Source organism: Silvania confinis (assembly GCF_025564085.1).
Lineage (GTDB): Bacteria > Pseudomonadota > Gammaproteobacteria > Enterobacterales > Enterobacteriaceae > Enterobacter > Enterobacter confinis.
Window position 1 is genome coordinate 93,157 of the sequence record NZ_JAMGZJ010000070.1, and the last position, 20,941, is coordinate 114,097.

Here is a 20,941-nt window from a genome sequence, read left to right on the forward strand (position 1 = left end):
GAATTAATGTGGTGGCTTACCCTTTAATTGTATTAATGAGTTTACGATTTATTTAGTGAGGCAAATATGTTTCTCAACTATTTTGCGCTGGGAGTGTTGGTGTTTGTATTCCTGGTTCTTTTTTATGGAATCATCGCTATTCATGACATTCCTTATAACATGGCAAAAAAACGCAACCATCCCCATGCCGATGCTATCCATACTGCCGGGTGGATTAGCTTGTTTACCCTCCACGCCATTTGGCCGTTTCTGTGGATCTGGGCAACGCTTTATCAGCCAGAGCGCGGCTGGGGGATGCAAAACCATATGCAGTCGCCCGAAGGCAACCCCGACGTTGATGCGCTGGCTAAGCGCGTAGCCGAGCTGGAAAAGAAACTGGCTGCGGTGCAACCCACGGCCGTTAAGAACACGCCGGAGCAATAATCATGGACCTGTTGATTATATTGACCTATGTCGCCTTTGCTTGGGCGATCTTTAAAATATTCCGTATCCCGGTCAACCAGTGGACGCTGGCGACAGCATCACTGGGGGGCATTTTCATTGTTGCCGGCCTTATTTTATTAATGAACTATAACCATCCGTATACCTTTACGGCGCAGAAAGCAGTTATTTCTATCCCGATCACTCCGCAGGTGACGGGAGTAGTTAGCGAAGTCACCGATAAAAATAACCAGCTCATTAAAAAAGGCGAAGTGTTATTTAAAATTGATCCGGTCAGGTATCAGGCGCGGGTCGATCGTCTGAAGGCCGATCTGGTCACCGCGACGCACAATATAGAGGTATTAAAGGCCCAGCTGTCAGAAGCCCAGTCGAACACCACCCGCGTGTCGGCGGAGCGTGACCGGCTGTACAAAGACTACCAGCGCTATCTGAAGGGCAGCCAGGCGAAGGTCAACCCGTTCTCTGAAAGCGATATTGATAACGCGCGGCAAAACTATCTGGCACAGGATGCGATGGTGAAAGCGTCGGTGGCGGAACAAACCCAGATCCAGAGCCAGTTAGACAGCATGTCCAACGGGGAGCAGTCACAGATTGCCTCTCTGCGCGCCCAGCTGACGGAAGCGACCTACAACCTCGATCAGACGGTAGTCCGCGCCCCAAGCAACGGCTATGTGACCCAGGTGCTGATTCGCCCGGGAACCTATGCCGCGTCGCTGCCGCTGCGCCCGGTAATGGTATTTATTCCGGATCAGAAACGGCTGATTGTGGCCCAGTTCCGCCAGAACTCGTTGCTGCGCCTGAAGCCTGGCGATGAAGCGGAAGTGGTGTTTAACGCGCTGCCGGGGCAGGTGTTCTCCGGTAAGCTCACCAGTATTCTGCCAGTGGTGCCGGGTGGCTCTTACCAGGCACAGGGTGCGCTGCAGGCACTGACCGTTATTCCCGGCACCGACGGAGTGATAGGCACCATTGAACTGGCACCGAATGCCGATGTGGAAGCGCTGCCTGACGGTATCTACGCCCAGGTGGCGGTCTACTCAGATCACTTCTCGCACGTGTCGGTGATGCGTAAAGTGCTGCTGCGCATGACCAGCTGGATGCACTACCTCTATCTCGATCACTAATCCCGCCTGAGGCAGGCATGCGCGACGCATGACCTGCCTTTTTTTATTGCCTGGGCCATACTTACCTTTTTGTTGGCGTAAAGGAGCAGGCAATGAAACTTATCGGCAGTTATACCAGTCCCTTCGTGCGTAAAATCTCCGTTCTCCTGCTGGAGAAAGGGATTACCTTTGAATTTGTTAACGAGCAGCCCTATCAGGCTGAACACGGCGTCGCCCAGTACAACCCGCTGGGCAAAGTCCCGGCGCTGGTCACCGATGATGGCGAATACTGGTTCGACTCCCCAATCATTGCCAGCTATATCGAGCTGCTGGACATTGCCCCAGCGATGGTGCCGCGTGAAGCCAAAGCCGCGTTACTTGTTCGCCAGACAGAAGCGCTGGCGGATGGGATCATGGATGCTGCACTCGCCTCGGTACGCGAGCAGGCCCGCCCGGCGGCCCAGCAGTCAGAAACCGAACTGCTGCGCCAGCGCGAGAAAATCAGCCGCAGCCTGGACCGCTGTGAACAGTTAATCCGCGAGGGCACAATCGCCCCCGATAGCGTCAACCTGGCGACCATCGCCATTGCCTGCGCCATTGGTTACCTTAACTTCCGCCGCGTGTCGCCTGGCTGGTGTGTCGATCGCCCTTTACTGGTCAAGCTGGCCGAAACCCTGTTCCAGCGCGAAAGTTTTGCCCGCACCGAACCGCCAAAGGCTTGATGTCGTCGATAACACTTCCCTGCCGGACGCGATACAATTGTGCCTGACATTGACTCCCAACCGTCAGGCGCTTTCATGACTACTCAGAACACGCTCTACAGCCAACTCCCCGCGACCGATCGTCTGCTTCGCCATGCCCAAATCATCCCGATTATTGCGCAGTTTGGTCATACCCGAACCGTCGATACCTTACGCCTGCTGCAGGATGAGGCGCGCGCCCATATCCGCAGCCAAAACGGCCTGCCGGCATGGTGCGACGACTGGGTGCGGGAAGCAGAAAAACGCCTGACAGCGGGTGCGCCGCAGGGCTTGCGTCCGGTTTTCAACCTCACCGGCACGGTGCTGCATACCAATCTGGGGCGAGCTTTGCTGGCAGAAGAGGCGGTTGAGGCAGTGACCCAGGCGATGCGCGCCCCGGTGACGCTGGAATACGATCTCGACGGTGCTGGGCGCGGCCACCGTGACCGTGCCCTGGCGGCGATGCTCTGTCAGCTTACCGGTGCAGAAGATGCCTGCATTGTGAATAACAACGCGGCGGCGGTATTACTGATGCTGGCGGCGACGGCAAACGGTAAGGAAGTGGTGGTCTCGCGCGGCGAGCTGGTAGAGATTGGCGGCGCGTTTCGCATCCCGGACGTGATGACCCAGGCCGGGTGCCGACTGCATGAAGTGGGCACCACCAACCGCACACATGCCAGGGATTATCAGGCGGCCATTAATGAAAACACCGCCCTGCTGATGAAAGTGCATACCAGCAATTACCAGATTGAAGGGTTCACTCATGCGGTTGACGAGGCGGAACTGGCGCAGATTGGCCAGGCGATGAACGTCCCGGTGATTGCCGATCTGGGCAGCGGTTCGCTGGTGGATCTCAGTCAATACGGATTACCGAAAGAGCCGATGCCCCAGGCGCTGATTGCCGCCGGGGTCAGTCTGGTGAGCTTCTCGGGCGATAAATTATTGGGCGGGCCGCAGGCCGGGATTATCGTCGGCAAACGCGATCTGATCGCCCGGTTGCAACAGCACCCGCTAAAACGCGCCCTGCGCGCGGATAAAATGACGCTCGCCGCGCTGGACGCCACCTTAAGGCTCTACCTCCACCCGGAGACATTAGCCGAAAAATTACCGACCCTGCGCCTGCTGAGTCGCGATGCCGCTGCCATCCACACGCAGGGCGAACGGCTGCTGGAGCAGGTCGCATCGCACTATCCTGACTTTGAGGTTCGGGTTGAAGCCTGCCTGTCGCAGCCGGGAAGCGGCTCGCTGCCGGTGGATCGTCTGCCCGGCGCGGCGTTGACCTTTACTCCGCGCGACGGACGCGGCAGCCAGCTGGAGGCGTTGGCCCTGCGCTGGCGCGCGCTGTCCGTGCCGGTGCTCGGACGGATAAAAGACGGGCGTCTGTGGCTGGACTTACGCTGTCTGGAAGATGAAGCACAGTTTCTGGAGGTGTTGCTGAAATGATTATTGCCACTGCCGGTCACGTTGACCATGGCAAAACAACGTTGCTGCAGGCGATCACTGGCGTAAATGCCGATCGTTTGCCGGAAGAAAAACAACGCGGTATGACCATCGATCTGGGTTATGCCTACTGGCCCCAGCCGGATGGTCGGGTGCTGGGGTTTATCGATGTCCCCGGACACGAAAAATTCCTGTCCAATATGCTGGCGGGGGTGGGCGGTATCGATCACGCCCTGCTGGTGGTGGCCTGCGATGACGGGGTGATGGCGCAGACGCGTGAACATCTGCAAATCCTCCAGCTGACCGGTAATCCGCAGCTGACGGTGGCCCTAACCAAGGCCGACCGCGTTGACGAGGCGCAGGTAGAGGCGGTGCGCGAGCAGGTGCAGGACACCCTGCAGGAATACGGCTTTGCCGATGCCGACCTGTTTGTCACCGTCGCCACTGAGGGGCGTGGAATCGACGCGTTAAGCGACCATCTGCAGCAGCTGACTACTCGCACGCACGCGGAGCATCAGCGCTTTCGTCTGGCGATCGACCGGGCCTTTACCGTTAAAGGGGCCGGGCTGGTGGTCACCGGCACGGCGTTGTCTGGCGAGGTGCGTGTTGGCGATAGCCTGTGGCTGACCGGAGTCAATAAACCGGTGCGTATTCGCGGGCTGCATGCGCAGAACCAGCCTGTCGACCAGGCGCAGGCCGGGCAGCGTATTGCCCTTAATCTGGTCGGCGATGCGCAAAAAGATCAGCTTAACCGGGGCGACTGGCTGCTGGCCGATGCCCCGCCGGAACCGGCCACGCGCGTGATTGTCACGCTGCAGGGCGATGTCGCGCTCACTCAGTGGCAACCGCTGCACATTCATCACGCTGCCAGCCATGTCACCGGCCGCGTCTCGCTGCTGGAAGGCGCGCTGGCGGAGCTGGTCTTTGACTCTCCGCTGTGGCTGGCCGATAACGACCGGCTGGTATTGCGGGATATCTCCGCGCGGGTCACCCTCGCCGGGGCGCGAGTGGTGACGCTCGATCCGCCGCGTCGCGGCAAGCGCAAGCCGGAATATCTACACTGGCTGGCCACCCTGGCACGGGCGGGTGATGACCGGGAGGCGCTGCTGGCGCACCTGGATCGCGGGGCGGTGGATCTGGAAGCATTTGCCTGGGCACGCCAGCTGAACGGGGAAGGGCTGCAGGCCCTGACGCAGCAACCGTCGTTTATCCAGGCCGGATCGAGCCTGCTGAATATGGAGGTTGCCGCCCGCTGGCAGCGTAAAATTCTCGACACCCTGGCGACCTATCATCTGCAGCATCAGGACGAACCCGGCCCGGGACGCGAGCGTCTGCGGCGCATGGCGCTGCCGATGGAAGATGAAGCCCTGGTGCTGCTGCTGATTGAGCGGATGCGCGAGAGTGGCGATCTGCAGAGCTATCACGGCTGGTTGCACCTGCCGGACCACAAAGCCGGTTTCACCCCAGAGCAGCAGGCAATCTGGCAACAAGCCGAGCCGCTGTTTGGCGACGAGCCCTGGTGGGTGCGGGATTTAGCGCGCGAAACCGCGACGGACGAAGGGACGATGCGCCAGGTGCTGCGCCATGCGGCGCAGCAGGGCCTGATTACCGCGATCGTCAAGGATCGCTATTACCGTAACGATCGGATCGTGATTTTTGCCAATCTGATCCGGGCGCTGGATCAGCAACGCGGATCGACTTGCGCGGCAGACTTCCGCGACCAGCTCAACGTGGGGCGCAAGCTGGCGATCCAAATCCTTGAGTATTTCAACCGGATTGGCTTTACCCGTCGCCGGGGTAACGATCACCTGCTGCGCGACGCGCTGCTGTTTGCCGCGGACTAGGTTTCATCCCGGGCCAGTTTCTGCTTCGCCAGCCAGACCGCACCCAGCCTGCCCGCCTGGTTACCCAGTTCACAGGGCAGGATTGGCACCTGTAGCGCCTCCCACTCCTCAAAGGTTTGCAGGTGCTTGTCGAGCAGGCGATAGATTTTCTCCTGCTCGCTGATGCCGCCGCCAATCAACACCACCTGCGGGTCGAACATCGAGATCACGCTGTAGACGCCTCGGGCGAGAAACAGCGCCCATTGTTCGACGGCTTCGCGCAGATGCAGATCGTTCTCCATTCGTTCAAACAGCTCTTCGCCTGTTGGCATCTCCTCTTCTGAGACCGCCAGCGCCCGACGGCAGGCTTCCATCAGCCCTTTGGCCGAGGCAACCACGTGCATCCCTTCGCCCTTGTTGCCCACCGGGATGACCCCGAACTCCCCGGCGCGGTGGTGCGCCCCGCGCCAGAGATCGCCCTCGACCACGATACCGCCGCCGATCCCGGTGCCCACCGTGATACAGACAAAATTCTCGTACTCGCGACCGGCCCCGCGCCAGAGCTCGCCCAGCGCGGCGCAGCTGGCGTCATTATCAACAACGACGGGCAGATCGGTTAGCTCCGAAAACAGGTCGTACAGATTGACGTTATCGAGGTACGCCAGCGCCCCGGCTTTGGCTGCTTCGCCGGTATGGGTATTAATGTGGCCCGGGATGCTCACCCCGATCGCTGCAATCTGATGCGCCTGCTGATAGGCTTGTACCACCTCGCGCCATTGCTGTTTAAAGCTGTCTTCATCGTCCGGCGTATCAAATTGATCGGTAGTTAACTCGTTGCCGTCTGCGTCGATCACGCCGTGTTTAATGTGGGTTCCACCCACGTCAAAGCCGATAAAAAGCTGCATTTATCCTTACCTCGCCAGTTTGTGCGTTTTAAGTATGGCTCAGGGCGGGAAACGAAACGTAAAGTAAGGTAATGCGTGAAGAGGCTCGCAAAGCCGGTGACCGTTGGCTGAATTTTCACCACCCCGGACTACCCTTACTGGACACACACGCAAGGAGACAGTCATGACGAATAACCCTCCATCAGCACGTATCCTGCCCGGCGAATATGGTTTTCCTCTCAAGCTAAAAGCCCGTTATGACAACTTTATCGGCGGCGACTGGGTAGCTCCCGTCGACGGCGACTATTATCAAAATTTAACCCCGGTGACCGGCCTGCCGCTGTGCGAGATCGCCAGCTCCGGGCCCCGCGATATCGACCTGGCGCTGGATGCCGCCCACAAAATCAAAGAGAAATGGGCCCACACCTCGGTGCAGGATCGCGCGGCAGTTCTGTTTAAAATCGCCGATCGGATGGAGCAGAACCTGGAGCTACTGGCTACGGCAGAGACCTGGGACAACGGGAAGCCAATCCGCGAGACCATGGCGGCAGACGTGCCGCTGGCGATCGACCATTTCCGCTATTTTGCCTCCTGCATTCGTGCCCAGGAAGGCGGCATCAGTGAAGTGGATAACGACACTGTGGCGTATCACTTCCAGGAGCCGCTGGGCGTGGTCGGGCAGATCATCCCGTGGAACTTCCCGCTGCTGATGGCCGCCTGGAAAATGGCGCCCGCGCTGGCCGCTGGCAACTGCGTGGTACTCAAACCGGCACGCTTAACCCCGCTGTCGGTGCTGCTGCTGATGGAAGTGGTGGGCGATCTGCTTCCGCCGGGCGTGGTGAACGTGGTTAACGGTGCCGGGGGCGAAATCGGCGAGTATCTGGCGACCTCAAAACGGATCGCCAAAGTGGCGTTTACCGGCTCCACCGAAGTGGGCCAGCAGATCATGCAGTACGCCACCCAGAACATCATTCCGGTCACGCTGGAGCTGGGCGGCAAATCGCCGAATATTTTCTTTGCCGATGTGATGGATGAAGAAGATGCCTTCTTCGATAAAGCGCTGGAAGGATTTGCGCTGTTTGCCTTTAACCAGGGCGAAGTCTGTACCTGTCCAAGCCGCGCGCTGGTGCAGGAGTCCATTTATGAACGCTTTATGGAACGTGCGATCCGCCGGGTGGAGTCCATTCGCAGCGGCAACCCGCTGGACAGCGCGACCCAGATGGGCGCCCAGGTGTCGCACGGTCAGCTGGAGACAATCCTCAACTACATCGATATCGGTAAGAAGGAAGGGGCAGACATCTTAACCGGCGGGCGGCGTAAGCGGCTGGACGGCGAGTTGAAAGAGGGTTACTACCTCGAGCCGACCATCCTGTCGGGTAAAAACAACATGCGCGTCTTCCAGGAGGAGATCTTTGGCCCGGTGCTGGCAGTGACCACCTTCAAAACCATGGAGGAGGCGCTGGAGCTGGCGAACGATACGCAGTATGGGCTCGGGGCGGGGGTCTGGAGCCGCAACGGCAACCTGGCGTACAAGATGGGGCGCGGGATCCAGGCAGGGCGCGTGTGGACCAACTGCTATCATGCCTATCCGGCGCATGCCGCGTTTGGTGGCTACAAACAGTCCGGTATCGGGCGTGAAACTCACAAGATGATGCTCAACCATTATCAACAGACCAAATGCCTGCTGGTGAGCTATTCCGATAAGCCGCTCGGCCTGTTCTAATCACCCAGAGCAGGTCGCCCGAGGGTGGCCTGCTCAACTTTACTGCGCAGATTATTCAGCACCCCGTCGAGGATAAACTGCACGCGCCACGGCTGATAGTCGCGCTTGCGGAAAATGGCCACCAGATCCAGCCACCACTCTTCCTGATGTGAAAAGCAGGGGACCAGCGCACCCTGGTTAATCTCTTTTTGCAGGCTCTCTTTTGGCGCAAACACAATTCCAAGATGATTACGAGCCAGCTCCAGCGCCGTCTGGGTGTTATCGCAGATATAATTCCCCGAGACTTTGTAATCCAGTATCTTCTCGCCGTTATGTGAGCGGAAACGCCAGATATTGGCATCGTCGATGATCATCGAGTCGATAAGAATACAGGAGTGATTAATTAACTCTTCCGGGTGGCTAATTGGGTGTTTAATTATATATTCCGGGGACGCAAACGCGGTGACGGAATATTTGGTTAAAATGCTGGCGACCAGACTTTCATCTTTAGGTTGTGCGTAGGTAATTAAAATATCGCAGTCGTCGGGAAAGGCAACGCCCTCGTAAAATTCATTGGCACTCAGATTATAAGTTTTTAAACTGATGCTAATATCGCCGGTATCGTCAATTTCGTGGATCACGTGGCGAGCCAGATAGGTGATGATCCCTGTGGGGGCATAGAGGGTCACCTTGCCGCGTTTTTCATGTTTGTAATCATCAATGAAATTAATGAGTTGGCTATTTTTTTCCAGCGAACTATTAATGTAAGGCAGTAAGGCCTCGCCAAACTGGGTCAATGCCAGATGGCGGGTGGTGCGCTCAAAAACCTTGAGGCCGACGCGCATTTCAAAATCAGACAGGTATTTACTGACATTCGCCTGCGCCATCCCCAGCAGGGCGGCGGCATCACCAATGCTGTGCGTGGCGGCAATGACGGAAATAATTTTTAATTCACGCGGTTTAATTTGCAGCTTGTTCATTGCGCACGCTCATTTATATAATTTTGGATATAATATTATACAAATAACCACGTTGCATTGCGAATTTTGTAACCATTATTATGCGCCGGGTCGTATGACATTTAATGGATTGCAAAACAATGACGTTTAAAAAGAATGTATTCATCGCCACCGCGTTATTTACGGCGACGTCCGCAATGGCCGGTGACTTTTCCGTTGGCGCGGGTGCCGTGTTTAATGAATCGGCGTACAAAGGCTATAACGAGAATGTCTCCGCTGTTCCGTTAATAAGCTATGAAGGTGAGCATTTCTATGTGCGTCAGGCCACTGCCGGATGGATTGTGTGGAAAGATGCAAAAAACGAACTCAGCCTCACCGCCTCCTGGATGCCGTTGCACTTTGACCCGGATGACAATGACGACGCGGCCATGAGTCAGCTCGATGAACGTAAAGCGTCAGCGATGCTCGGCGGCGCGTACTACCACCACGAGAGCTGGGGTAGCCTGAAATTTGCCGTTGGCGCCGATGCGATGGATGAGAGCGGTGGCGTGGCAGGCGAACTGTCTTACTTCCGTCCTATCCGTATGGAACGCCTGACCCTGACCCCGGCGGTAGGGGTGTTCTACTACGACGCCAGCTTCAACGATTATTACTACGGTGTGTCGGATCAGGAGTCACGCCGTAGCGGCCTGCAGCAGTACAGCGCAGACGAAAGCGTCACCCCTTACGTGGGCCTGGCGGCAAAATACCAACTGACAAAGAACCTGTACCTGAACGCCAGCGCCGTTTATACCGTGCTGCCTGACGAAGTGAAAAACAGCCCGATGATCGACCGTGACGACAGCTTCGCGCTGATGACCGGCCTCTCCTGGACATTCTGATACGTTAAAAAACCGGGCGGCGCTGCCCATACCTGGCCTGAATGGCGGGGTATGTCCAGCGTCGCCCGGGATCCGTTTTAGGCTTTCACCTCATCAACCCAGATCCGCATCTCTCCTTCGCCGCGGTTGGCCCAGCTAAACCACGGAATAAAGGTCAGGGTTTGCGCCTGTCGCGCAGTCGGCGGGCGATCGTACTGCCACAGCGGCTGATGCCCGGCATCGGCGGCCTGTCGGCTGTAACCCTCGGCCTGAATCAGCATCTTGTGGGCAAAAATGCCTTTGCCCTCAAAGACCGTAAAGTCGCTATCAGCGGGCAAAGTCAGATTATGCAGCCCGGCACCGTTATCAGCTTCTTCCAGACAATAGACCAGCGGCCCACGCTGAATCGCCACTTTACCTGCCTGCTGGCGCACCTGCGGATTGCCATATACCCGACGCACCGGCATCGGCAGGGTGAGTAACAGTGTATCGCCCTCCTGCCAGCGGCGGTTCAGGTACAGATAGCCCTGACGCACTTCGCCGGTCACCGTTTCGCCATTCAGCGTCAGGTGCGGGGCATCGCACCAGTCTGGCAGACGCAGCGCCAGCGTATGCTCGACGGCGACCGGGGAGGTGATGTCGATTTTGATCTGCTCCTGCCACGGATAATTGCCGCTGATCCGCAGCTGCAGCTCCTGCTCGCCCACCGGAAAGGCCATGCTGTTGCCGATATAGAGGTTGATAAACAGCACATCTTCGCGGGCGGTATAGATGTAGTGACCCAGCGAGGTCAGCACGCGGGCGATATTCGGCGGGCAGCAGGCGCAGCCGAACCAGCGCTGGCGCACCGGCCTAACGTGATCGTAGATATGGTTAAATTTCAGCGTCTTTGGATGCACTTCCAGTGGGTTAACGTAGAAGAAGTGTTTTCCGTCCAGCGCCATCCCGCCGAGCACGGTGTTGAACAGCGCGCGCTCCATCACGTCGGCGTAATGGCTGTTGGCTTCCATCTCCAGCATCCGGCGGGCAAACATCATCAGGCCGATGGAGGCGCAGCTTTCGGCATACACGGTGTCGTTCGGCAGATCGTAATCGCTGCTGAAGGCTTCGCCGCTGCTCTGGGAGCCGAGCCCACCGGTGATATACAGCTGGCGTTGGGCCATGTTGTCCCACAGGCGCAGGCAGTCCTGGCGTTTGCCTTCATCCTGGCTCAGGCGGGCGAGGTGCGCGACGCCGGTCATCAGGTAGACGAAACGCACCGCGTGGCCGATTGCCGTTTGTTGTTCCGCCAGCGGCTGATGCGCCTGGCTGTAGGCTTTATCCTGCACCATCCACGCCGGGCCGTAGGTGTTCCAGTGAGAGGTTTTGCCGCGCTTTTCATATTCGATGTCGTAGAAGTGCGGCTGGGTTCCGCGTTCTTCAACGAAATACTTCGCCAGCGCCAGATAGCGCGGCTGCTGGGTGACATCAAACAGGCGCATTAGCGCCAACTCGATCTCCGGGTGGCCAGGATAACCGTGCAACTGCTGCTCGCCCGGCCCAAAGACGCTGTCGATATGGTCGGCCAGCTTGCAGACCACCTCCAGCAGAGGCCGTTTGCCGGTGCCCTGGAAGTACGCCACGCCCGCTTCAATCATGTGCCCGGCGCAGTAAAGCTCATGGCATTCTGCCAGGTTCGTCCAGCGCTCGCCGGGGGCTTTCACCGTGAAATACGTGTTGAGATAGCCATCGTCGCACTGGGCCGCGGCCACCAGCTCGATCACCTCGTCGGCGGTTTTTTCGAGTTCGGCATCGGGCTTCTGGCACAGGGACCAGGCGACCGCCTCCAGCCATTTCGCCACATCGCTGTCCTGAAAAACCATGCCGTAGAATTCACCGTGCTCTTGTCCCGCCGCAATGCGGAAGTTGGTGATCGCGTGGCTTGGCTCGGCCTCGGCGATGCGATCGTTCAGGGCATCCCACTGATAGGGGATCACCACATCGCGCACCAGCTGTTGATAGTGGCCCAAAAACGGGTCGCTGATTTTCAGTTTATGCAGGTCGGGTTCCATTATGGACATCGTATTCTCCTCAGGACTGAGCGTGACGCTGGCGCAGGTCGGTGGCAATGCGCGCCATCATCGGATTATTGAGTCTGCATTTGCGAATAGCGATCGCCAGCAGCAGATGGAAAAGGGCAGGAAGCAGGGTTTCCATGGTGGTGATGCCCTGCAGCGAGGCGGCTGTCTGGTTGCCAGCGCCCGGCTGGTAGGCGACAAAAATGAACATCACGCTGATGATCCCGGCGCTGGAGGCCCACGCCAGCTTGATGAAAAACAGGTTAAAGGCGAAGTTCATCCCTGAGGAGCGCACGCCGGTTTTCCACTCGCCGTAATCATCGGCAAAGGCCATTAACGAGAAGTGCAGCGGCAGGGTAAAGCCGAGGATCACCCCGTTGGCCAGAATCACCACCAGCCACAGCGTTTGATTCGCCGGGCCGCTGGGCAGAAACCACATCCCCGCCGCCAGCACCGCCAGCACCAGGTTGGTGTAGTAGTAGAGTCGGACGGCATCGTGACGGCGCGACAGCAGGTTCACCACCACCGCCCCAAGAATAGAGGCAAAGGTCACCATAGTGAAAAACAGCGAGGTGTAAGCGGTACTGCCTTCCAGCACGTAAGTGATGAAATACATATAGCCGCCGCCGCGAATGTTAAAGACGTTGATCAGCAGGAACGACATCACCAGCATCAGCAGCAGCTGGTCGTTTTTTCGCAGACCGCCGATGTGTTCTTTGAGGGTGAATTTGCCCATCAGCGCCAGCGGTACACGCTCACGCACCCAGAAGAAGCAGCACAGGAACATCACCACCGCGACGGCGCACAGCACCCCGACGCCCAGCTGATAGCCCTGCGCCACGTTACCTTGTCCGAGCGCCGACACCAGCCACGGCAGGCCGACGGAGACCAGGAAACCGGCCACGCCGCACAGCACAAAACGCCAGGACTGACATGACAGTACTTCGCTGTGGCGGGTGGTCATGGTGTTGATCAGCGCGCAGTACGGCACGTTAATGGCGGTATAGCCCACTGAGAGCAGCAGATAAGTGCCGAAGGCCCAGGCAATTTTTACCCCCATCCCGGCGTCCGGCACGGTGAAAGTCAGGACACCAATGATCCCAATCGGTACGGCGACCCACAGCTGCCACGGGCGAAAACGCCCCCAGCGGCTTTGGGTGCGATCGGCAATGATCCCCATCACCGGGTCGGAGATGGCATCGAACACGCGCAGAGCAATAAACAGCGTGCCGACCAGTGCCGGGGTCAAGCCAAAGATATCGGTATAGAAAAAGGTCAGGAAGTTCATGATCAGACAGGTAATCACCGTCCCGCCAGCATCGCCCAGGCCATAGCCTATTTTTTCTCGCACCGACAGGCGGTCGTCGACAGCCTGTCGGGTGATGTCTGTTTGCGTAATCGGAGTGGAAGTCATGAGGTAACTCCTCGGTTATTGAATTTTTTATGTAGTTTTGTTGGGTACCTGATTCATTCTGCACCGATTTTCACTCTCAACAAGGGAAGGGAAAAGTATAAAAAGGTGAGGATTCCGACCTTGTGCGCAAAATGTGATTTTGATCGAGAAGAATGCCAATTACCTGTTAATAATCAGTAATAAGGCGAATTTAACGCGGCTTAAATAGCGAGAAAATGAATGGCTACGCTCGAATTATCCATAACACTTCCGATTCAGGTACAGAATGGCGGGTATTTCATCTCCCGGGGCGTGGGCCGACATCCGGCGCGCAAGCTGGACTCCTGGGAGGTCATCCTGGTCGAAAAGGGGACATTAACGATTCAGGAGGATGCGACGGTTTTCGAGGTGCATCCCGGCGAGAGTTTGCTGCTCTGGCCCGACCGTCGGCACCGGGGGATCGAGGATTTTCCCGCCGACTTGCGCTTTTACTGGCTGCACTTCGAGGTACAGGAGCAGGCGATGACAGCGCCTTTCAGTACGCTGCTGGCCGTGCCCCAGCATGGAAAAAACCCTGAGCCGCAGGCGATGATTGCGCTGTTCCGCCAGTTCCTGACTGAACAGGAAAAGCTGCAGCGCAGCCCGGCGCTGGAACTTATTCTGCTGCTGATCCTGCAGCAAATCTCCCTTACCGCCGGACAGGCGCTGCCGCCGGATGATGCAGGGGTGAGTCTCGCCTGGAAAGCCCGGCAGCGTATCAGCACTCACTTTCATCTGCCGCTTTCTTCTTCTTTGCTGGCAAAAGAGCTGCACTGCAATGCGGACTACCTCGGACGCGTGTTTCGTCGGGTGTTTCATTTAACCCTGACCGAGGCGATTCACCGCCAGCGCGTCAGGGCCGCCGAAAAGCTGCTGCTCAACGATGCCGCCTCGCTAAAAGAGGTGGCAATTCGCTGCGGTTTTAACGACGCGGGCTATTTCCGTCAGATTTTTCGCAAGCATACGGGGTTAACGCCTGGGGTCTGGAAACGGCGCTACTGCAAGGAGCACATCAACTCCGCCTGACGCCTGGGCAGACGGCCAGTTTTCCCGGCAGGGCGCACAAATCGGGCCTTTTCCCTTGTCGGATCAAAGCGCTGTACCTGAACACTCTGGCAACCTGAATTTTTCAGCAAGGAAGGAGCAGGCGATGAACCCGTTTATTGTGGCAGACCCGGCAAAATGTATTGGCTGTCGCACCTGCGAAGTGGCCTGCGTGGTCGCGCATCAGGATGATGAAAACTGTGCGGCGGTGACGGCCAGAACGTTTACGTCCCGCATTCGGGTGATGAAAGGCGGAACGTTTACCACGGCAGTCACCTGCCATCAGTGTGAAGATGCCCCGTGCGCTAACGTCTGTCCGACGCAGGCGATCCAGCGTCAGGCGGGTGTCTGGCGGGTGGATCAGTCGCGCTGTATCGGCTGTAAAAGCTGCATGATCGCCTGTCCGTTTGGTGCAATGCAGGTGACAGGCGAAGGTGAAGAGGTGCAGGCGCTGAAATGCGACCGCTGTTGGCACCGCGAAGCTGGGCCTGCCTGTGTGGCGGCCTGCCCAACTTACGCGCTAAGCTGCGTTGACCCCGCCCGCATCCGCGCAGACCGGCTGCGCTTTCGGGCGTAACGCGCTACTGAGCGTTTTCCTGCCAGGCGCGTTCCACCTCTTCGGCAAGGATTTTGACGCCGGCTTCGATTTTGTCCGGGTCCGGGACGTAGTTCATGCGCATGCACTGGTGGGTGTGCGGCCACGGTTTATCCAGCCCCGGGAAGAAGTAATCCCCCGGCACCATTAGCACGCCGCGTTTTTTCAGACGCTGGTACAGCAGCTCGGTGGTGATCGGCAGGTCTTTAAACCACAGCCAGAGGAAAATCGCCCCTTCCGGTTTGTGGATTAAACAGCGATCTTCCGGTAAATAGCGGCGAATTGTCGCAATCGTCTCGTGAACACGCTGGTAGTAGAACGGCTTGATCACCTCATTCGACAGGCGCAGCAGATCGTTGCGCTTAATCATCTCGCACATCATGGCCGGGCCAATGCCGCCAGGCGACAGGCTGATAATGCCGTTCATGTTGGTAATGGCGGTGATGATTTTTTCATTGGCAATGATGATCCCGCAGCGGCTGCCCGGCAGCCCAAGCTTGGACAGGCTCATGCACAGCACGATGTTCGGGTTCCACAGCGGTCGCGCTTCGCTAAAGATAATGCCCGGGAACGGCACGCCATAGGCGTTATCAATCACCAGCGGAATGCCGTGCTGATTGGCCAGCGCGTCCAGCTTCATCAGCTCTTCGTCAGTAATAACGTTGCCGGTGGGGTTGGTGGGCCGCGAGACGCAAATCATGCCGGTCTCTTCGCCAATATGCAGGTGTTCAAAATCAACGTGATATTTGAACTGTCCCTCTGGCAACAGCTCGATATTCGGGCGCGCCGAGACGAAAAGATCTTCCTCGAGGCCGGAGTCGGCGTAGCCGATGTACTCTGGCGTGAGCGGGAACAGCACCTTTTTGCTGGTGCCGTCGGCGCATCGCCCGGCGAAGAGGTTAAATAAGTAGAAAAACGCGCTCTGACTGCCGTTAGTCAGTGCAATATTCTGTGGTTCAATCTCCCAGCCCAGGTTTTCACGCAGCATATCTGCCAGGGCCGTGAGTAGCTCGGTTTTACCCTGCGGACCGTCGTAATTGCACAGGGCCTCCGCGGCTTTGCCGTTTTCCAGCATGTCCGCGAGGAGCGCCTGGAAATAATCGTTCATCTCAGGAATTTGTGCCGGGTTACCGCCACCGAGCATGATAGCGCCTGGTGTGCGTAGCCCGTCGTTGAGATCCTCCATCAGGCGGGTAATGCCTGAATGGCGGGTGAATTTGTCGCCGAAAAGTGAAAAGGTCATAGCAGGTGATCTGTCGGGCTTGTTCTAAGTGTGGCTCACCTTAACGCTACAACTGCGCAGGTGCAAATCGGAGCGGAAGCCCGGGGGTGTGGTTTTATGTTGCAAAATGTCAATTATCCAGCGGATTACGCTGTTATTGCGGGTCCTCTCCCGGTGAGAGAGGACCGTTGTGTGTCAGACGGGCACTACGGATTCCCCGCCCATACCACCATCACCTTATCGCCGTTGTGCTCGCGAACAAAACCGTAGCCCTGAGCCATCGTCAGCGTGGTCTGCTTCCCTTCACCCACCGCCGGATGGCGGGCGCGGAACTGCCCGAGCCGCTGCCAGTGGGCGACAGTCTGCGCCTGAGCACCGCTCACATCCTGCCAGTTCATCTCTGAACGCGTCCCCTGCAGCGGGTCTGAGCCGGTTGGACCAAACGGCCGCGCGGATTCATCACCATAGAAGATCTGTACTGAACCCGGTGCCAGCAGCAGTAGCTCCGCCGCCCGCTGGTCGCCTTCGCGGAACAGGCGCGTGTCGTGAGAAGAGAGGTAGCTCAGGACGTTAAAGTCCTGCAGCTTCTCCGCCATCTGCTGCCAGGTCAGATCGATGTTCGCCAGACAATCTACCGCTTTGGCCGCCTGCTCCTGATAGTCAAAGTTGATCATCGCATCGAAGCCGTGGCGGTAGTAGTCGCTCTGCATCACCCCGTGGCCCCAGGCTTCGCCGGTCATCCAGAACGGCGCATCGTCGAGCTTTTTATCCGGGTTCGCCTGCTTCCAGGCGTTGAGCGCCTCAGTGGCCTGGGTTTTCAGCTGCTGCCAACCCGCCATTTCGACATGCTTGGCGGTATCCACGCGAAAACCATCGATCCCATATTCACGTACCCACTGACTCAGCCAGTGGGTGAGATAGTCCCGCGGCGTGTAACCGTCGATCGCCTGCGCGCGAGTGTCCGGCTTGTGACGATAAAAGTTGGGCAGACCGGACGGGGTTGTGGATTCGGTTTTCAGATCCGGCAGGAACGCCAGCGACATGGTCAGGTCGTCAAAGCCGGGATTGTCGTAATCGCCAATATCGGTGCGGATCCACTGCTTGCCCCACCATTTTTCCCACGCGGCTTTATCGCTGAAGTTAATGTAGTCGTTAAAGCTGTGCCAGCTTTGTCCGGCGGCGGGCTTCCAGTCGGTCCAGCGTTCCCCGAGCGTCTTTTTCAGCTCATCCCCTTTGAGATACAGTGCACCAAACTGGTATTCCTGCATATCTGCCAGCGTGGCGTAGCCTGTATGGTTCATCACCACGTCAAACAGGATGCGAATGCCCCGGCGATGTGCTTCGTCGACCAGCTGACGCAGATCGTCCTCTGTGCCCATGTTGGCATCGAGTCGGGTCCAGTCCTGGGTGTAATAGCCGTGATAGGCGTAATGCGGGAAGTCGCCTTTTGTGCCGCCACCGACCCAGCCGTGGATCTGTTCCAGCGGGGAGCTGATCCACAGGGCATTAACGCCAAGCTGCTGCAGATAATCCAGTTTGCCGGTGAGCCCTTTCAGGTCGCCGCCGTGGAAGGTGCCAATCTCCTGCATCCCGTCTTTATGCCGCCCGTAGCTGTTGTCGTTGGCCGGATCGCCATTCACGTAGCGGTCGGTCAGCACAAAATAGACGGTGGCGTTTTGCCAGCTGAAGGGCGCGGCTTTATCGGTTTCTGCTCGTTCCAGTAACAGCAGACCATTGCTGCCCTCGGCGGGTTGCAGGGTGATTTTACCCTGCTGCACGGTGGCGGTCTGTTTGCTGTAAAAATCACGCACCACGCTTCCTTCCGGGAAGGTCTCGCCGACCTCAATGGTGAGCGGTTTTCCGTCCCACTTCGGGCACTGGCGGACCACATTAGTCACTGCCTGTTCGGCCGCAGTTTTGAGAGTCAACATCAGGGTTGGCGTGCCGGAGCGGGTATCGATCCGGGCCTGGTACTCCCCGTCGCGGAACACGCGCCAGGACGCCGGATCCCCTTCGCACGGCTTGAGTGACAGCATCTCGTTGAGTTTTATGCCGCCTGAGGGCTGCCAGCACGTCTTGTCAAGACTGAGGGTAAGCGGATGGGTACCCTTCGCGAGCGTTGCCTGTGCCGTGAACATCCCGGAACCTTCGGCAGTGAATGACGGAAAACCCGGGGCTGACCAGTCGGCACTGGCAATAGTGGGCAAGAGGAGAAGAGCGAGAGTGGAGCGTTTCATTCCATTTTCCTGTCACGGCATTTTGTTCAGTTTGCCATCACCTTTACACTGCTGACTCCTCCCCAGGCGATAACGCGCAGGGATGAGCACTGAGGGTGAGTGATCGCGCGCTAAGTATGCTATTTAACTGCGATATTGCGCACATTTTAGTGAAAATGATGCGTAAGTGAACAAAGACCAGGTGACACGCTTTCGGATTTAGACTATTTCTTTGGGTGCTCTTCTCGACTATTTTTGCTAGGATCTGAGATTAACGTCTCATTTTGAGAAAAAAATAAGGTGTTGGAATGCATCAATCCGACCAGGAGATCTAATGATATCGAATCCCATTCGACGATATGGGGCTGCGATACTCATGTTACTCACCATGGCTATTTCTGGTGAGGTGCTTGCAAAGACGCACGAAAAAACAGCGAGTCACACAGCCCCAGCAGCAAAGAAGATTGTTAGTACCAAGGTAAGCAGTAAACAAGAGTATTCTCGCAATAGTGTAAAGAGTAGTCCACTTCCTGATTTGCGAAAATACCCTTCCGGAACACCGCGAAAAAAAGCGTTTCTCCGGACGGTAATGCCTTATATCAACAGTCAAAACGCAACGATTACCGCAGATCGTAACTGGCTTATCTCTAAGCAGTACGACAGTCGCTGGTCGCCTTCAGAGCGTACGCGCCTGAAAGAGATCGCCAAAAGCTATAAAATCAGCTGGGCTGGCAACACGCGTCGTGTTCCGTGGAACACACTGCTTGAGCGTGTGGATATTATTCCAGGCAGTATGGTTGCGACCATGGCAGCCGCCGAGAGCGGTTGGGGTACGTCTAAGCTGGCCCGTAACAACAACAACCTGTTCGGCATGAAATGCGTGAAAGGGCGTTGTAACAATGCGCCTGGCAAGGTGAAAGGCTATTCGAACTTTGAATCCGTCAAAGATTCGGTGAATGCCTACGCGGTGAACCTGAACACCCACCCGGCGTATAAGTCATTCCGTAAGTCCCGCGCGCAGCTGCGTAAAGCGGACCAGGAAGTGACGGCGAGCACCATGATCCACAAGCTGAAAGGTTACTCAACCCAGGGCCAGAGCTATAACAACTACCTGTTTGCGATGTACCAGGATAACCAGCGCTTGATCGCCTCTCATATGTAATGACTAAAAAAAATGCCTTCCCTACGGAAGGCATTTTTGTTTGTGAAAGCGAGTCGTTAAATCAGTACTTCACTGTAGCGGTCGCGATACTCTTTCGGCGTATTGTCATACTCTTTCTTGAACACCGAATAGAAATACTGCAGCGACGGATAGCCGCACATCTGCGAAATTTCGTTGATAGAAAGCGACGTGGAGATCAGCAGGCTGCGGGCTTTTTCCAGTTTCTCCGCGTGAATCACCGCGTGGATCGTCTCTCCCACCTCTTCTTTAAAGCGCTTCTCCAGATTTGAACGCGAGATCCCAACCGCATCCAGCACTTGATCCACTTTAATGCCTTTACAGGCGTGATTACGGATGTAGTGCATCGCCTGAATCACTGCCGGATCGTTCAACGAGCGATAGTCCGTTGAGCGCCGCTCCACGACGCGTACTGGCGGCACCAGCAAACGCTGCAGAGGCAGGTTTTCATTATCCAGCAGACGATGCAGCAGTTTGGCAGCCTGATAGCCCATCTGACGGGTGCCCTGCGCCACAGACGACAGCGCCACCCGTGACAGGTACCGCGTGAGCTCTTCGTTATCAATGCCAATCACACACAGCTTTTCAGGCACCGGGATATGCAGATGTTCGCACACCTGCAGCACGTGGCGGGCCCGGGCATCGGTAACGGCAATAATGCCGGTCTGCGGCGGCAGGGTTTGCAGCCAGTCGGCGAGACGGTTCTGGGCGTGCTGCCAGTTCTCCGGCGCTGTTTCCAGTCCCTGATACACCACGCCGCGATACTTCTCCTTGGCCACCAGCTGGCAAAACGCATACTCGCGTTCTGCCGCCCAACACTTGCCGCTGGAGGAGGGCAGGCCATAAAAGGCGAAGCGATGAACGCCTTTTTCCTTCAGATGCAGAAACGCACTTTCAACCAGCGCATGGTTGTCGGTGGCAATATAGTGGACAGGAGGGTAATTATCGGGCTTGTGGTAAGAGCCGCCGACGCCGACGATAGGCACGCCGACATCGGTCAGTAACTGCTGGATGACGGTGTCGTCAAAGTCGGCAATGACGCCGTCGCCCAGCCAGTCTTTAATGTTTTCGAGGCGCATACGGAAATCTTCTTCAATAAAGATGTCCCACTCCGATTGCGACGCCTGCAAATATTCGCCAACGCCCTCCACCACCTGGCGGTCGTAGGCTTTATTAGCATTAAATAACAACGTAATGCGGTGACGCTTCTCAAACATGACGCTCTTTTCCCAATGTCAGTGATCGG

17 protein-coding genes are annotated in these 20,941 nt (G+C 57.2%); 10 read left to right on the forward strand and 7 right to left on the reverse strand.

The features are described 5' to 3' along the window. Positions 1 to 66 precede the first annotated feature (66 nt). The 5 genes from M8013_RS06410 to selB all read left to right on the forward strand — a co-directional run bounded on the left by M8013_RS06410 (position 67) and on the right by selB (position 5,565). Positions 67 to 423 carry a DUF3302 domain-containing protein gene (locus M8013_RS06410; protein WP_271266967.1) on the forward strand — a complete coding sequence of 119 codons (357 nt, stop codon included), beginning with the start codon at positions 67 to 69 and terminating at the stop codon, positions 421 to 423. A gap of 2 nt (positions 424 to 425) precedes the next feature. Beyond that, entirely contained in the window at positions 426 to 1,562 is a 1,137-nt protein-coding gene (locus tag M8013_RS06415; protein WP_271266968.1) for an HlyD family secretion protein, read from the forward strand. 92 nt (positions 1,563 to 1,654) lie between these two features. Next, positions 1,655 to 2,263 (forward strand): glutathione S-transferase, encoded by a 609-nt coding sequence (locus M8013_RS06420; RefSeq protein WP_271266969.1) that lies wholly within the window; start codon positions 1,655 to 1,657, stop codon positions 2,261 to 2,263. A 75-nt stretch (positions 2,264 to 2,338) separates the two neighbouring features. Then, positions 2,339 to 3,724 (forward strand): L-seryl-tRNA(Sec) selenium transferase, encoded by a 1,386-nt coding sequence (gene selA / locus M8013_RS06425; protein WP_271266970.1) that lies wholly within the window; start codon positions 2,339 to 2,341, stop codon positions 3,722 to 3,724. Then, positions 3,721 to 5,565: a selenocysteine-specific translation elongation factor gene (gene selB / locus M8013_RS06430; RefSeq protein ID WP_271266971.1), complete on the forward strand. Its 1,845-nt coding sequence runs from the start codon at positions 3,721 to 3,723 to the stop codon at positions 5,563 to 5,565. Before selA ends, selB begins: the two co-directional genes overlap by 4 nt. On the opposite strand, the gene M8013_RS06435 is transcribed toward selB, so the two are convergent. Next, the gene (locus M8013_RS06435) at positions 5,562 to 6,449 is read right to left on the reverse strand and encodes an ROK family protein (RefSeq protein WP_271266972.1); all 888 of its coding nucleotides are present in this window, start codon (positions 6,447 to 6,449) and stop codon (positions 5,562 to 5,564) included. The genes selB and M8013_RS06435 overlap by 4 nt on opposite strands. Before the next feature lie 163 nt (positions 6,450 to 6,612). On the opposite strand from M8013_RS06435, the gene aldB reads away from it, so the two are divergent. Continuing rightward, a complete protein-coding gene (gene aldB, locus M8013_RS06440; protein ID WP_271266973.1) occupies positions 6,613 to 8,151 on the forward strand; it encodes an aldehyde dehydrogenase AldB in 1,539 nt (512 codons plus the stop codon). On the opposite strand, the gene M8013_RS06445 is transcribed toward aldB, so the two are convergent. After that, positions 8,148 to 9,110: a LysR family transcriptional regulator gene (locus tag M8013_RS06445; protein ID WP_271266974.1), complete on the reverse strand. Its 963-nt coding sequence runs from the start codon at positions 9,108 to 9,110 to the stop codon at positions 8,148 to 8,150. The two genes, aldB and M8013_RS06445, sit on opposite strands and share 4 nt — an antisense overlap. Positions 9,111 to 9,229: 119 nt before the next feature. Between M8013_RS06445 and M8013_RS06450 the strand changes: the two genes are divergently transcribed. After that, positions 9,230 to 9,970 carry a MipA/OmpV family protein gene (locus M8013_RS06450; RefSeq protein WP_271266975.1) on the forward strand — a complete coding sequence of 247 codons (741 nt, stop codon included), beginning with the start codon at positions 9,230 to 9,232 and terminating at the stop codon, positions 9,968 to 9,970. Positions 9,971 to 10,047: 77 nt separating this feature from the next. Here M8013_RS06450 and M8013_RS06455 read toward each other — a convergent pair whose 3' ends face one another. Continuing rightward, positions 10,048 to 12,009 carry a glycoside hydrolase family 127 protein gene (locus M8013_RS06455; RefSeq protein WP_271266976.1) on the reverse strand — a complete coding sequence of 654 codons (1,962 nt, stop codon included), beginning with the start codon at positions 12,007 to 12,009 and terminating at the stop codon, positions 10,048 to 10,050. Positions 12,010 to 12,019: 10 nt separating this feature from the next. After that, positions 12,020 to 13,420, reverse strand: coding sequence for an MFS transporter (locus M8013_RS06460; RefSeq protein ID WP_271266977.1), 1,401 nt, complete (start codon positions 13,418 to 13,420; stop codon positions 12,020 to 12,022). A gap of 219 nt (positions 13,421 to 13,639) precedes the next feature. Here M8013_RS06460 and M8013_RS06465 point away from each other — a divergent pair, with 219 nt between their 5' ends. Both M8013_RS06465 and M8013_RS06470 read left to right on the forward strand, forming a co-directional pair. Continuing rightward, the gene (locus M8013_RS06465; RefSeq protein ID WP_271266978.1) at positions 13,640 to 14,464 is read left to right on the forward strand and encodes an AraC family transcriptional regulator; all 825 of its coding nucleotides are present in this window, start codon (positions 13,640 to 13,642) and stop codon (positions 14,462 to 14,464) included. Between the two features lie 124 nt (positions 14,465 to 14,588). Further along, the gene (locus tag M8013_RS06470; protein WP_271266979.1) at positions 14,589 to 15,059 is read left to right on the forward strand and encodes a 4Fe-4S dicluster domain-containing protein; all 471 of its coding nucleotides are present in this window, start codon (positions 14,589 to 14,591) and stop codon (positions 15,057 to 15,059) included. Between the two features lie 4 nt (positions 15,060 to 15,063). Here the strand turns inward: M8013_RS06470 and avtA are convergent, their stop codons facing one another. Both avtA and M8013_RS06480 read right to left on the reverse strand, forming a co-directional pair. Continuing rightward, the gene (gene avtA / locus M8013_RS06475; RefSeq protein ID WP_271266980.1) at positions 15,064 to 16,320 is read right to left on the reverse strand and encodes a valine--pyruvate transaminase; all 1,257 of its coding nucleotides are present in this window, start codon (positions 16,318 to 16,320) and stop codon (positions 15,064 to 15,066) included. Positions 16,321 to 16,505: 185 nt separating this feature from the next. Then, positions 16,506 to 18,536, reverse strand: coding sequence for an alpha-amylase (locus tag M8013_RS06480; RefSeq protein WP_271266981.1), 2,031 nt, complete (start codon positions 18,534 to 18,536; stop codon positions 16,506 to 16,508). 313 nt (positions 18,537 to 18,849) lie between these two features. Here M8013_RS06480 and M8013_RS06485 point away from each other — a divergent pair, with 313 nt between their 5' ends. Next, the gene (locus M8013_RS06485) at positions 18,850 to 19,677 is read left to right on the forward strand and encodes a protein bax (RefSeq protein WP_271266982.1); all 828 of its coding nucleotides are present in this window, start codon (positions 18,850 to 18,852) and stop codon (positions 19,675 to 19,677) included. Between the two features lie 56 nt (positions 19,678 to 19,733). On the opposite strand, the gene xylR is transcribed toward M8013_RS06485, so the two are convergent. Next, the gene (gene xylR / locus M8013_RS06490) at positions 19,734 to 20,912 is read right to left on the reverse strand and encodes a D-xylose utilization transcriptional activator XylR (protein WP_271266983.1); all 1,179 of its coding nucleotides are present in this window, start codon (positions 20,910 to 20,912) and stop codon (positions 19,734 to 19,736) included. Positions 20,913 to 20,941: the final 29 nt, after the last annotated feature.

Excerpts from the sequence above, each read along its gene's own strand:
- aldB (WP_271266973.1), top strand. The coding sequence starts at position 6,613 with ATGACGAATAACCCTCCATCAGCACGTATCCTGCCCGGCGAATATGGT.
- M8013_RS06460 (WP_271266977.1), bottom strand. The coding sequence starts at position 13,420 with ATGACTTCCACTCCGATTACGCAAACAGACATCACCCGACAGGCTGTC.
- M8013_RS06470 (WP_271266979.1), top strand. The coding sequence starts at position 14,589 with ATGAACCCGTTTATTGTGGCAGACCCGGCAAAATGTATTGGCTGTCGC.
- M8013_RS06435 (WP_271266972.1), bottom strand. The coding sequence starts at position 6,449 with ATGCAGCTTTTTATCGGCTTTGACGTGGGTGGAACCCACATTAAACAC.
- M8013_RS06445 (WP_271266974.1), bottom strand. The coding sequence starts at position 9,110 with ATGAACAAGCTGCAAATTAAACCGCGTGAATTAAAAATTATTTCCGTC.
- M8013_RS06465 (WP_271266978.1), top strand. The coding sequence starts at position 13,640 with ATGGCTACGCTCGAATTATCCATAACACTTCCGATTCAGGTACAGAAT.
- M8013_RS06450 (WP_271266975.1), top strand. The coding sequence starts at position 9,230 with ATGACGTTTAAAAAGAATGTATTCATCGCCACCGCGTTATTTACGGCG.
- selA (WP_271266970.1), top strand. The coding sequence starts at position 2,339 with ATGACTACTCAGAACACGCTCTACAGCCAACTCCCCGCGACCGATCGT.
- xylR (WP_271266983.1), bottom strand. The coding sequence starts at position 20,912 with ATGTTTGAGAAGCGTCACCGCATTACGTTGTTATTTAATGCTAATAAA.
- M8013_RS06410 (WP_271266967.1), top strand. The coding sequence starts at position 67 with ATGTTTCTCAACTATTTTGCGCTGGGAGTGTTGGTGTTTGTATTCCTG.
- M8013_RS06480 (WP_271266981.1), bottom strand. The coding sequence starts at position 18,536 with ATGAAACGCTCCACTCTCGCTCTTCTCCTCTTGCCCACTATTGCCAGT.
- selB (WP_271266971.1), top strand. The coding sequence starts at position 3,721 with ATGATTATTGCCACTGCCGGTCACGTTGACCATGGCAAAACAACGTTG.
- M8013_RS06455 (WP_271266976.1), bottom strand. The coding sequence starts at position 12,009 with ATGTCCATAATGGAACCCGACCTGCATAAACTGAAAATCAGCGACCCG.
- M8013_RS06415 (WP_271266968.1), top strand. The coding sequence starts at position 426 with ATGGACCTGTTGATTATATTGACCTATGTCGCCTTTGCTTGGGCGATC.
- M8013_RS06420 (WP_271266969.1), top strand. The coding sequence starts at position 1,655 with ATGAAACTTATCGGCAGTTATACCAGTCCCTTCGTGCGTAAAATCTCC.
- M8013_RS06485 (WP_271266982.1), top strand. The coding sequence starts at position 18,850 with ATGATATCGAATCCCATTCGACGATATGGGGCTGCGATACTCATGTTA.
- avtA (WP_271266980.1), bottom strand. The coding sequence starts at position 16,320 with ATGACCTTTTCACTTTTCGGCGACAAATTCACCCGCCATTCAGGCATT.